This is a genomic window from Kitasatospora sp. NBC_01246 (genome assembly GCF_036226505.1).
In the GTDB taxonomy this organism is placed as follows: Bacteria; Actinomycetota; Actinomycetes; order Streptomycetales; family Streptomycetaceae; genus Kitasatospora.
In genome coordinates, this window is the sequence record NZ_CP108484.1 from 4,312,607 (window position 1) to 4,324,413 (window position 11,807).

Sequence of the window (11,807 nt, forward strand, 5' to 3'; positions counted from 1 at the left end):
TACTCGTCGGTAACTTGCCGGGCCGACGGCCCGGACATTACCGCCCGTCAACACTCCTCCAGAAGATGCTCAAGGTATGGCGGCAGTCACGCGAGCCCGGCGCACCACGCCTTCCGGCGGGTCGGCGCGATTTTCGGCTCAGCAAAGTTGAGCCGCTGGGACTCATAGCTGTTGACGCCCTCCGCCGAGTCGTGCATCCTTGAGCCTGTAAAGCTCAACTCTTCCGTGGAGGTACCAACGATGGCACGCGCGGTCGGCATCGACCTCGGTACGACGAACTCGGTCGTCAGCGTCCTTGAGGGTGGCGAACCCACCGTCATCACGAACGCCGAGGGTGCGCGGACCACGCCGTCCGTCGTGGCCTTCGCCAAGAACGGCGAGGTGCTGGTCGGCGAGGTCGCCAAGCGCCAGGCGGTCACCAACGTCGACCGGACCATCCGCTCGGTCAAGCGCCACATGGGCACCGGGTGGAAGATCAACCTGGACGGCAAGGACTTCAACCCCCAGCAGATCAGCGCCTTCGTGCTGCAGAAGCTGAAGCGGGACGCCGAGGCCTACCTGGGCGAGACGGTCACCGACGCCGTCATCACCGTCCCGGCCTACTTCTCCGACTCGGAGCGCCAGGCGACCAAGGAGGCCGGTGAGATCGCGGGCCTCAACGTCCTGCGCATCGTCAACGAGCCCACCGCGGCCGCCCTGGCCTACGGCCTGGACAAGGACGACCAGACCATTCTGGTCTTCGACCTCGGCGGCGGCACCTTCGACGTGTCCCTGCTGGAGATCGGCGACGGGGTCGTCGAGGTGAAGGCCACCAACGGTGACAACCACCTCGGTGGTGACGACTGGGACCAGAAGGTCGTCGACCACCTGGTCAAGGTCTTCCAGGCCGGCCACGGCGTGGACCTGTCCAAGGACAAGATGGCCCTCCAGCGTCTGCGCGAGGCCGCCGAGAAGGCCAAGATCGAGCTGTCCTCGTCCTCCGAGACCTCGATCAACCTGCCCTACATCACGGCCTCCGCCGAGGGCCCGCTGCACCTGGACGAGAAGCTCACCCGCGCCCAGTTCCAGCAGCTCACCTCCGACCTGCTGGAGCGCTGCAAGGTCCCGTTCCACAACGTCATCAAGGACGCCGGCATCGCGCTGTCCGAGATCGACCACGTGGTCCTGGTCGGCGGCTCGACCCGGATGCCCGCCGTCGCCGAGCTCGTCCGCGAGCTGACCGGCGGCAAGGACGCCAACAAGGGCGTCAACCCGGACGAGGTCGTCGCGATCGGCGCCGCGCTCCAGGCCGGTGTCCTCAAGGGCGAGGTCAAGGACGTCCTGCTGCTCGACGTCACCCCGCTGTCCCTCGGCATCGAGACCAAGGGCGGCATCATGACCAAGCTGATCGAGCGCAACACCACGATCCCGACCAAGCGCTCGGAGATCTTCACCACGGCCGAGGACAACCAGCCGTCCGTGCAGATCCAGGTCTACCAGGGCGAGCGCGAGATCGCCGCGTACAACAAGAAGCTCGGCATGTTCGAGCTGACCGGTCTCCCGCCGGCCCCCCGCGGCCTGCCCCAGATCGAGGTCACCTTCGACATCGACGCCAACGGCATCATGCACGTCGGCGCCAAGGACCTCGGCACCGGCAAGGAGCAGAAGATGACCGTCACCGGCGGCTCCGCGCTGCCGAAGGACGACATCGAGCGCATGATGCGCGAGGCCGAGCAGTACGCGGAGGAGGACCACAAGCGCCGCGAGTCGGTCGAGACCCGCAACCAGGCCGAGCAGCTCGTCTACTCGACCGAGAAGTTCATCGCGGACAACGCGGAGAAGCTCCCGGCCGACGTCAAGACCGAGGTCGAGACCGCCATCGGCGAGCTCAAGGAGACCCTGAAGGGCGAGGACATCGCGGCCATCCGCGAGGCCTCCGAGAAGGTCTCCACCACCGCCCAGAAGCTCGGCCAGGCGCTCTACGCCAACGCCGACGCCGCCGGTGCCGCGCCGGCCGGTGACGCCGCCGGCGCCAAGGACGACGACGTCGTCGACGCCGAGATCGTGGACGACGAGAAGCCCAAGGGCGGTGCGGCATGACGGAGAAGCCGCAGGGTGCTGAGCCCGGCGACGACTCCGCCGCCGAGGAGGCCGTGATCGAGGCCGCCGAGGAGGCCGCGGCAGCCGGTGACACCACCGGTGCCGCGGGCGACGCCGCCGCCAAGCAGCTCGCCGAGCGGACCGCCGACCTCCAGCGCCTTCAGGCCGAGTACCAGAACTACCGCAAGCGGGTCGAGCGGGACCGTCTGACGGTCCGCGAGATCGCGGTCTCCAACATCCTGGAGTCCCTGATCCCGGTGCTGGACGACATCGGCCGGGCCCGCGAGCACGGCGAGGTGACGGGCGGCTTCAAGTCCGTCGCCGAGTCGCTGGAGACGGTCGTGGCCAAGCTGGGCCTCCAGCAGTTCGGCAAGGAGGGCGAGCCCTTCGACCCGACCATGCACGAGGCGCTGATGCACAGCTACTCCTCGGACGTCACCGAGGACACCTGCGTCCAGATCCTCCAGCCCGGCTACCGGATCGGCGAGCGGATCATCCGCCCGGCGATGGTGGCGGTCGCGGAGCCCCAGCCGGGCACCCAGACCACCTCCGCGCCGGACGCCGAGTCGGCGAAGTCCGCGGAGTCGGACAAGGCTGACGGTGGCGCGGACAGCTGACACCCCGTGCGCTGCGGAGTCGTACGCCGGCCAGTACGGCGGCCGGCTCCGCAGCGCCGTATCCGTTGACCCGGTTCCCCGCGGCGGGGAGTCCGGTGGATCCGTGGCCGGCGGGCCCACCCGCGCCGGATCCCTACCTGTTGACTCCGGGAGGTGGCGGCAGCCATGAGCGAGCGAGTGGAGAAGGACTACTACAAGGTCCTCGGCCTGCCCAAGGACGCCTCCGCCACCGAGATCAAGAAGACGTACCGCAAGCTGGCGCGCGAGTTCCACCCCGATGCGAACACGGGCGACGCCAAGGCCGAAGAGCGCTTCAAGGACATCTCCGAGGCCTATGACGTCCTGTCGGACGAGAAGCGCCGCAAGGAGTACGACGAGGCACGCACGCTCTTCGCCAACGGCGGCTTCCGCTCCGGCGGGCCCGGCGGGGGCAGCTACAGCTTCGACTTCGGCGACCTCTTCAGCGGCAGCCAGGGCGGCGGCGCCGGCGGCGGCGGGATCGGCGACGTCTTCGGCGGCCTGTTCAACCGCGGCGGCCGGCAGGCCCAGCCGCGGCGCGGCGCGGACGTCGAGACCGAGGTGACGCTCTCCTTCGAGGAGGCGGTGGACGGCGCGACCGTCCCGCTGCGGATGACCAGCCAGGCCGCCTGCCGCACCTGCAGCGGCACCGGCGCCAAGGCCGGCACCACCCCGCGGGTCTGCCCGACCTGCGTCGGCGCCGGCACCGTCAGCCGGGGCCAGGGCGCCTTCGCGCTGTCCGAGCCGTGCCGGGACTGCCGCGGCCGCGGCATGATCGTCGACGACCCGTGCGCCGACTGCCACGGCAGCGGCCGGGCCAGTTCGGCCCGCACCATGCAGGTCCGGATCCCGGCCGGCGTCCAGGACGCCCAGCGCATCCGGCTGAAGGGCAAGGGCGCCCAGGGCGAGCGCGGCGGCCAGTCCGGCGACCTCTACGTCACCGTGCACGTCGACGCGCACCCGGTCTTCGGGCGCAAGGCCGACAACCTGACGGTGACCGTGCCGGTGACCTTCCCCGAAGCCGCTCTGGGCGGCACCATCGAGGTACCGACGCTCAACGGCCCCTCGGTGAAGCTCAGGCTGCCCCCGGGCAGCGCCAACGGCCTCACCCTGCGGGCCCGCGGCAAGGGCGCCACCCGCAAGGACGGCACCCGGGGCGACCTCCTGGTCACCGTGGAGGTCGTGGTGCCCCAGCACGTCACCGGCGACGCGCTGACGGCCCTGGAGCAGTACCGCGAGGCCACCGCCTCCGACGACCCGCGAGCCGCCCTCTTCAAGGCGGCGAAGGGAGCGTGACGACCAGATGACCCCCGACAGCGGCCCGATCGGGCCCGGCATCGGCGAAGGCCTGCCCGGCGGCGCCCCGCGTGCCCGCCGTGCGGCACCGCCGCCGCACTACGTCCTCACCGAGGACACCCCGGTCTACGTGATCTCGGTCGCCGCCGAGCTCTCCGGCCTGCACCCGCAGACCCTGCGCCAGTACGACCGGCTCGGCCTGGTCTGTCCCGACCGCACCGCGGGCCGCGGCCGCCGCTACTCCAGCCGCGACATCCAGCAACTGCGCGAGGTGCAGCGGCTGTCCCAGGACGAGGGCATCAACCTCGCCGGCATCAAGCGGATCATCGAGCTGGAGAACCAGGTCACCGCACTGCAGTCGCGGATCACCGAGCTGGTCGACTCGCTCGAAGGCGCCGCCTCCGCGCTCCAGCAGCGCGAGGCCGCCGTCCACGCCTCCTACCGGCGGGATCTCGTCCCCTACCAGCCGCCGAGCCAGTCCAGCGCACTGGTCGTCTGGCGCCCCAAGCGGTAACCCCGCCACCACGGCACCCGCCGCCGGCTCCCTCCTGATCGGGGGGTGCCGGCGGCTCGGTCGTCTGTGAGAGAGTGCTGGACCGGAGCGTGCCCCTGGCAGGCAGAGCTGTCGGTGGCAGTCCTTACCGGCCGTGACCGCGACCTAGGATGCCTGGTACAACCGACTTTAGAACGTTGACTACTTGTCCGGTCGACGACAGGGAGCCGAAGATGAGTGGGCGAGAGCAGCCCGGTTCCGCAGGTGGCGGATCGCGAATACTGTCTGCCGACGCCCGCTCGCTCTATCTCAGGACCGTCCACGGCAACGGCCGGCTGACAATCGGCGCCGGCCCGGGCGAGACCGCCGCGCTCCGCGAGCTCATGGACCTCGGTCTGCTCATTCCGGACAGTGACGAACCCGGCTCGCTCATCGCGGTCGACCCGGCCCAGCTCTCCTTCAGCCTGAGCTCCGCCTGGCAGCGCCAGGCCCTCGACCTGCTGGCCCGCGCGGTCGCCCTGCCGGCCGATCTCAGCGAATTGGCCGACGCCTTTCACAGCCCCGACCAGTCGGGCGGCCCCATCGAATACGTCCAGGGCAAAGCGCTCATCAATCAGCGCCTCCAGCAATGCATGGCCACCGGGATGACCGAGGGCCTCGCCATGCAGCCGGGCGGCCCCCGCCCGCCCGAGCTGCTCGCCGCGGGAATGGAACGGGACCTCAAGAGCCTGCAGCAGGGCGCTTCGATGCGCACGATCTACAACGCGAGCACCCGATACCACCAGCCCACCCGCGAATACGTGTCCCGGCTGGCGAAGGAGGGTTATCAGTTTCGCACCCTGGACGAGCCCTATGCCCGCCTCATCATTGTCGACCGGCGGCTCGCGGTAATTCCGGTGGGCGATGACGACCTGGCCGCTTTCATCCACGATCCGGCGGTCATCAAATATCTGGTGGAAGAGGTATTCGAGCGGAACTGGGGCCGGGCGCTGGAGTTCGACGGCGACACCACCGTCCCGCAGCAGGTGGTCTCCCGGCTGCGCCAGACGATCATCGACCTGCTTCTTTCCGGTACGAACCATCGGGTCATCGCCCGCAGACTCGGCATCAGCGAGCGCACGCTGGCGCGACATATCGCCGAGATGCGGGAGGACTACAACGTCGATTCCCTGTTCCAGCTGGGCTACGTCCTCGGCCGGGCCGCGCAGCACCGGCCGGAGTGAGGGCCCCGAACGGCGGCGGGCGCCCGCGCCTGGAGCCTTTCGGCACTCGAACGTCCGCTATGACAGGGAGCGGTCAGCCCCAGTTCATGTCATTGGCGACGAGGTAAACGGCGGCCTTGGCGCGGGAATCCCCGGCACCTGCGTCCACCTGCGGCTGCGTACCGTTTGACAGGACGCAGACACCGGCCAAAGCTCCGGCCGCGATGGCAATCGGAAGCACGACCTTGCGCACAAGCCTGGACATACGGGACACCAGCCCACTCCCTTTCCGAAAGTTGCTCTAGCCGAACTAATAGCACTGGAGTCCACATGATGCCGCACGCCGAGTTGTGGTGTCACCTCCCCGTTGTCCCCCGGCGGCGTCATCTCCCTGCCAGGCAGCCAGATGACAGGGCAGAAACCTGGACGCGAGCGTGACCACTGATAGACGATCAGTTCGCCCCCGATGGTCCAGCACCAGGTCAAAAACCTGTTGCTGTACGGTCAATTCTTCCTCACCACAGGGCACTGGATCCACCTGAAGCAGCAACTACTCTCAACGCCTGCCGGCACCGTCCCCCAATCCGGTCGGCCTTCCCCCGGAGTCGACATGACCGAGCCCTACCTGCGTCACCACGACAGCCAGGCCCCCGAGGGCCGGCGTGCACGTGTGTTCCTGGCCGCGCCGCTGATGCGGTTGACCGGCCCGGCGGACAGCGTGGTGACCCTGGCCAGCCGGACGCGGCTGACGACACTTCGCACCACGCTCCTGCGCAGCGGTGCCGCCGTGTACAGCGCCCACCACAGTGACGCCTGGACGATTGCCGGCCGGGCCCCCGAGCCCCGGGTGCCGTCGGACTTCCGGGCGCTGCAGTCCGCCGACCTGGTCTTCGCCTACGTCGGTGCGCCGCTCTCCGCCGGTGTGAGCCTGGAGCTGGGCTGGGCGTCGGCGCTGCGCAAGCCGATCGTCCTGCTGGTGGACGAGGCGATCACGCACAACCCGCTGATCGCCACCATCGAGCAGGTCGCCCCGGTGCTGCCGCTGGTCTTCGACGACACCTGGTCGCAGGAGGCCCTCCACCACACCGTGGAGACCGCCCTCGACTGGGCCGGCATGGCGCTCTCGCTGCGCGAGGGTTTCTGGACCGCCCCCGGCGACCAGTTCAGCATCCCGCGCCAGCAGCCCCCGGTGGTCGGTCCGACCGGCTACTGGCCGACCGGCGCGGCGACCGGCTGACCCCGGCTCACCCATCGGACTCCCCCGGCCGGGCTCCCCGCATCTGCCAGCCGAGCTGGAAGAGCGTCTCCGCGTCGTAGAGCTCGCGCAGGCGCGAGATGTGACCGGCCACCGTCCGCTCGCTCAGCCCCAGCCGGCCGGCGATCGTCCGCTGCGTCAGCCCCTGCGACAGCAGCCGGCCGATCTGGTCGTGCACCGCCGGCTCGGTGGCGCCGGCGGCCAGCGCCGACCAGTTCACCCCCTCCGCCTGGCGCCACTGCTGCTCGAACACGTCCACCAGGAAGGCGACCGTCGCGGAGTCCTCCACCAGGGCCGCGCTGGTGTTGTCCGGCGCGGCCGGGATCAGCGCCACCCTGCGGTCGAAGATCAGCACCCGCCTGAACGGCGCGGCCAGGGTGCGGATCGGGCTGCCGAGCCGGGCCGACGCCGCCGCGTACTCGACCGTCGGCGCGTCGAGGCGGGCGCTCGCCTCGTAGATCGTGCGCATGGTGCCGCCGCGGGCGAGGTAGCGGCGGGTGTGCTCCAGCGCGTCCCGCATGTGGGCGGCCGGCCGGGCTCCGCCGGGCTGGGCCGCCCAGGCCTCGCGGTGGTGCTCGTCGGCGAGCTGTGAGATCAGGTGGCGGATCTGCCCCATGCCGGTGATCCGCCGGGCGCCGCCGGTGCGGTCCTCCCGGCCGGGCGCGGCGTCGTAGGCCTTCGTCAGGTCGTCGATCAGCTCCGGGACGAGCGCAGCCCGGGCCAGCAGGCGCGCCCCCTCCTCGCGCAGCCCGGCCCCGATCCGCTCGCCGACGGCACGCGGGTTCACCACGCTGTACACGCCGTCCGCGTAGCGCGGTGTGAGCAGCCCGACGTCGGTCAGCTGCCGGACCGACCGGGCGTCCTGGGCGCTCACCTCGGCGATCGGCAGCCGGCCGCCCTCGCGCAGGATGGTCCGGTACAGCTCGCGGGCGTCGGCGTCCGGCAGCGGGGCCTCGGTCATCGCGGCCTCAGTCATCGCGGCGTCAGTCATCGCGGCCGCCCCGCATCAGCCAGCCGAGCTGGAACAGGGTCTGCGCGCCGTGGCGCTCGCGCAGCCGGGAGATGTGCGCGGCCACGGTGCGCTCGCTGAGGCCCAGCCGGGTGGCGACGGTGCGCTGGGTGAGGCCCTTGGCGAGCAGTCGGCCGACCCGGTCGGGGGCCTCCTGCGCGACGCCCCGGGCGAGGGTGCCGGCCCAGTCGGTGGGGTCGGCCCGGGCCCAGTCGCGTTCGAAGGCGCCGACCAGGAAGGCGATCGCGGCCGGGTCGGAGATGAAGGCGGCGGTGCTGTGGTCCTCGTTGGCGGAGATCACCGCGACCGAGCGGTCGAAGACGAACAGGCGCTGGAACGGCTCGTCCAGGATCCGGATCTGCGAGCCGTGCCGGGTGACCTCGTCCGCGTAGGCGAGCGCGGCCGGGTCGGAGACCGCGACCGGCTGGTAGACGGTGCGCAGCGAGCAGCCGCGCTGCAGCAGCCGGAGGTCCTGGAGGAGCGCGATCTTCAGGGCGTCGGCCGGGCGGTGGCCCGGCTGGGCGGTGAGGACCTCCGTCCGGCAGTCGGCGACCAGTTGGGAGATGCGCTGGCGGATGTGGACGTGGCCCTCGATGTAGACGGCGCCGCCGGAGCGCTCGGGCGGGCGGGGCATCGCGTCGTACGCCCGGGTGAGGGTGTCCAGCGCGCCGGGCAGGTTCTCGGCGCGGACCAGCAGCCGGGTGGCCTCGCTGCGCAGTTCGGCGCCGAGCCGGTCGCTGACCGAGCGCGGGCTGACGGCGGTGTAGCAGGCGTCCATCGGGTTGGGCATCAGCAGGCCGATGTCGACCAGGAGCCGCAGCGCGGCCCGGTCGGACTCGGGGACGTCGGCGGCGGGGACGCGGCCGCCACGGGCGAGGACGGCCAGGTAGAGCTGCCGGGCCGCCTCGTCGGGCTCACCGCCCGGCGCGCTGGTGCCCGGGGCGGCCGTCGGATCCGCCGTCACCTCGAACACTCCCTGCCGGATGGGTCTCGGATCTGCCTGTGCCGCGCGTGCCCCCCGCACGGGTCGATCGTGGTCGCGGTACCGCGCGCCGCACGCGATCACGGTACTGCCGACCGGCGGACCCCCGGGGACCGGGTGCCGTCGCACACGGGTTTCCCGGGGGTCGCCGGTAGCACGCCAATCCCAGGGCGCTCCCGGCGAGGCGGAGCAGCAACGCCTCGCCGGTTCCGGTCCCGGGGACCATCACCACACATGGCGTCCCGGCCGGCGCTCTTCCCCCCGATATGCAGGTACGGACGTACCTCTCGCATCCAGTATCGAAGAGCAAGTCACCACCATCGGGCTGCGATCGCCCGGACGGCTTGGCGTGTCTCCACCATCACAGCGTGACGGCCGGTGAACAAGTGCCGCCCGACTGCATGTTTTCGCAATTGCAGGAACCTGCACCGTGAATCCGTGGCGGCCCCCGGGCGGACCACCGGGGTCGGGGAAGGAAGGCCAGGTCAGGGCGATGGCGGGGCGGGCGGCGACCGTCCGTTCAGTCGGCTGCGGAGCGGGGCGCTCCGAATCCGGACTGCCCCATCGGGCAGCCTTCGCTGATCCTGCACGATCCCTTCACGGAATCCCCCTCTGCCCTCCGGTCACTCATCGTGACTGCTCTTGCCGCTAACGTGACGGCTCTGCTAGCGGGCCAGCAGCCTGCCGCCGGCCAGCCCGGCCGCGGTGCCGCCGGCCGCCACGGCCCAGGCGGCGGCCAGCAGGACGAAGAGCCCGGCCGCGAGGCCGGTGAACCCGGCGAAACCGGTGTGCCGGGCGAGCGCGGAGGCGCCGGTGACGCAGGTGCCGACCGGGAAGGTGTAGGCCCACCAGGTCATCGTGAAGGGCATCCCGGCCCGGCGGGCCCGCAGGTTGGCCGCGGTGGCGATGACCAGCCAGAGCATCGCGACCCCGAGCACCGCGACCCCGTAGAGCTCGGCGAGGGCGAGCGCCACCGGTGCCAGCTCCGGCGCCACCGGGCGTGCGGCGTCAGCGAGTTGGTGGACGGCCGTGGTGGACTGGCCGAGCGGGCCGAGCACCAGGAAGAGCGACGGGGTGAGCACCAGGGCGGACAGCTTGCTGTGCACCAGCCCGGTGAGTACCACCGGCAGCAGCGCCAGGATGGCCAGCAGCCCGACCCCGAACAGCGCGCAGCAGCCGTACAGCAGGCTCTGCTGCGCGGTGCCGGTCGGCAGGTGCGGGACGAGCGCGGGACCGGTCGCGGAAGCGACCAGCGGCGCGACCACCGGCAGCAGCCAGGTCGGGTTGGCCTCCAGCGGGGAGACGGCGTGCCGGGTGATCATCAGGTAGGGGACGCCGGCCGCGACCGCCAGGGCATAGAGCGTGCCGATGCCCCAGAGCGCCGCGTCCAGCGCGACGGCCGGGCCGGTGCCGATCACCCGCGAGCCGAGGGTGAGGGTGCCCAGGCCGACCGAGAGCATGGCGATCGGCGGGCACCCGTAGAAGACCGCGGTGGCCGGGTTGTCCAGCAGGTGGGCGCGGGCCTCGGCGCGGTACCGGAGGAGGTGGACCACCCGCGCGGGGACGAGCACCAGCAGCGCGACCGCCCCGAGCGCCCACATCAGCTCGCCGAAGCCGATCAGCCCCGGCAGCCGGACGGGCAGCGCGGCCGCGCCGTTGCCGACGATCGCGGTGCCCATCACCGCCGCGTACCAGTTGGGACCGAGCTGGGCGAGGTCGAAGCGGGCGGTGCGGGTGAGCGGTCGGACGCCGGTGAGGATGGCCATGGAACCACCGTGCCGTCCGCCCCCGGCCACCGGTAGCGCCCACCGACCTATGAGGGCATAGCCTGAGTCTATGGCTCTCTCCCCGCACGTCCCCGAGCTCGGCGCCCTGGAACTGCTCCTCACGGTGGCACGACTGGGCAGCGTCGGCCGGGCGGCGGCCGAGCTGGGCGTGAGCCAGCCGACGGCGAGCGCCCGGATCAAGGGCATGGAGCGACAGATCGGCGTCCCCCTGCTGGAACGGTCCCCGCGCGGCTCCCGGCCGACCAAGGCCGGGCTGCTGGTGGTCGAGTGGGCCCGGCACGTGGTCGAGGCGGCGCAGGCGCTGGACGCCGGGATCGACGCGCTGCGCGAGCGGCGGGACGCCCGGCTGGTGGTGGTGGCCAGCCTGACCGTCGCCGAGTACCTGATGCCGGGCTGGCTGCTGGCGCTGCACGACAGCAGCCCGGGCACGGCGGTGATCCTGCGGACGGCCAATTCCTCCGACGTCGCCGGGCACGTGCTGGCCGGCGAGGCCGACCTCGGCTTCGTCGAGGGCCCGTCCACCCCGCCGGGGCTGGCCGGCGCGGTGGTGGCCGCCGACCGGCTGGTGGTCGTGGTGGCGCCCGGCCACCCCTGGGCGCGCCGCCGCTCCCCGGTGACCGGCCCCGAGCTGGCCGCCACCCCGCTGGTGCTGCGCGAGGCCGGGTCGGGCACCCGGGAGGTCCTGGAGATGGCGCTGGCGCCGTTCGGCGGCGCCGCCAAGCCGCGGCTGGAGCTGGCCTCGTCGACCGCGCTGAAGGCGGCGGCGATGACCGGCGCCGGACCGGTCTGCCTGAGCGAGCTGGCGGTGACGGAGGAGCTGGCGACCCGGCGGCTGGTGGCCGTGCCGCTGGCCGAGGGGCTGGACCTGCGGCGGCCGCTGCGCGCGGTATGGCCGGCCGGCCACCGGCCGGGCGGGCCGGCCCGGGAGCTGCTGGTACTGACCCGGCGGACCGGGCCGTCGGTCCGCAGCGGCTGGCAGCCCGCGCCGCGGCTCGACCGGTACACCGTCTCCGGGCACCCCAAGCGTTCATCCGAAGGTTGAGCGGAATAGACTCAACTTAGTGCATGC

11 protein-coding genes are annotated in these 11,807 nt (G+C 71.9%); 7 read left to right on the plus strand and 4 right to left on the minus strand.

Translation table 11 applies throughout. The features are described from left to right. The first annotated feature begins 240 nt into the window (after nucleotides 1-240). From dnaK to OG618_RS19010, 5 genes are all read left to right on the plus strand, one after another. Nucleotides 241-2,079 carry a molecular chaperone DnaK gene (dnaK, locus tag OG618_RS18990; RefSeq protein WP_329488712.1) on the plus strand — a complete coding sequence of 613 codons (1,839 nt, stop codon included), beginning with the start codon at nucleotides 241-243 and terminating at the stop codon, nucleotides 2,077-2,079. Then, a complete protein-coding gene (grpE, locus tag OG618_RS18995) occupies nucleotides 2,076-2,696 on the plus strand; it encodes a nucleotide exchange factor GrpE (RefSeq protein ID WP_329488713.1) in 621 nt (206 codons plus the stop codon). Before dnaK ends, grpE begins: the two co-directional genes overlap by 4 nt. Nucleotides 2,697-2,861: 165 nt before the next feature. Beyond that, nucleotides 2,862-4,010, plus strand: a complete 1,149-nt coding sequence (gene dnaJ, locus OG618_RS19000) for a molecular chaperone DnaJ (protein WP_329488714.1) — start codon at nucleotides 2,862-2,864, stop codon at nucleotides 4,008-4,010. Nucleotides 4,011-4,017: 7 nt separating this feature from the next. Further along, nucleotides 4,018-4,524 carry a heat shock protein transcriptional repressor HspR gene (locus OG618_RS19005; protein ID WP_329488715.1) on the plus strand — a complete coding sequence of 169 codons (507 nt, stop codon included), beginning with the start codon at nucleotides 4,018-4,020 and terminating at the stop codon, nucleotides 4,522-4,524. Nucleotides 4,525-4,736: 212 nt separating this feature from the next. Next, nucleotides 4,737-5,726 carry a helix-turn-helix domain-containing protein gene (locus OG618_RS19010; RefSeq protein WP_329488716.1) on the plus strand — a complete coding sequence of 330 codons (990 nt, stop codon included), beginning with the start codon at nucleotides 4,737-4,739 and terminating at the stop codon, nucleotides 5,724-5,726. 73 nt (nucleotides 5,727-5,799) lie between these two features. Here OG618_RS19010 and OG618_RS19015 read toward each other — a convergent pair whose 3' ends face one another. Continuing rightward, on the minus strand, nucleotides 5,800-5,979 hold the full coding sequence (locus tag OG618_RS19015) for a hypothetical protein (RefSeq protein WP_329488717.1): 180 nt from the start codon (nucleotides 5,977-5,979) through the stop codon (nucleotides 5,800-5,802). A gap of 336 nt (nucleotides 5,980-6,315) precedes the next feature. On the opposite strand from OG618_RS19015, the gene OG618_RS19020 reads away from it, so the two are divergent. Continuing rightward, entirely contained in the window at nucleotides 6,316-6,942 is a 627-nt protein-coding gene (locus tag OG618_RS19020) for a hypothetical protein (protein ID WP_329488718.1), read from the plus strand. Between the two features lie 7 nt (nucleotides 6,943-6,949). Here the strand turns inward: OG618_RS19020 and OG618_RS19025 are convergent, their stop codons facing one another. From OG618_RS19025 to OG618_RS19035, 3 genes are all read right to left on the minus strand, one after another. Then, nucleotides 6,950-7,936, minus strand: coding sequence for a helix-turn-helix transcriptional regulator (locus OG618_RS19025; RefSeq protein ID WP_329488719.1), 987 nt, complete (start codon nucleotides 7,934-7,936; stop codon nucleotides 6,950-6,952). Nucleotides 7,937-7,943: 7 nt separating this feature from the next. After that, entirely contained in the window at nucleotides 7,944-8,933 is a 990-nt protein-coding gene (locus OG618_RS19030) for a LuxR C-terminal-related transcriptional regulator (RefSeq protein WP_329488720.1), read from the minus strand. A 683-nt stretch (nucleotides 8,934-9,616) separates the two neighbouring features. Next, nucleotides 9,617-10,717 carry a TDT family transporter gene (locus tag OG618_RS19035; protein WP_329488721.1) on the minus strand — a complete coding sequence of 367 codons (1,101 nt, stop codon included), beginning with the start codon at nucleotides 10,715-10,717 and terminating at the stop codon, nucleotides 9,617-9,619. 70 nt (nucleotides 10,718-10,787) lie between these two features. Between OG618_RS19035 and OG618_RS19040 the strand changes: the two genes are divergently transcribed. After that, a complete protein-coding gene (locus tag OG618_RS19040; RefSeq protein WP_329488722.1) occupies nucleotides 10,788-11,780 on the plus strand; it encodes a LysR family transcriptional regulator in 993 nt (330 codons plus the stop codon). Nucleotides 11,781-11,807 lie beyond the last annotated feature (27 nt).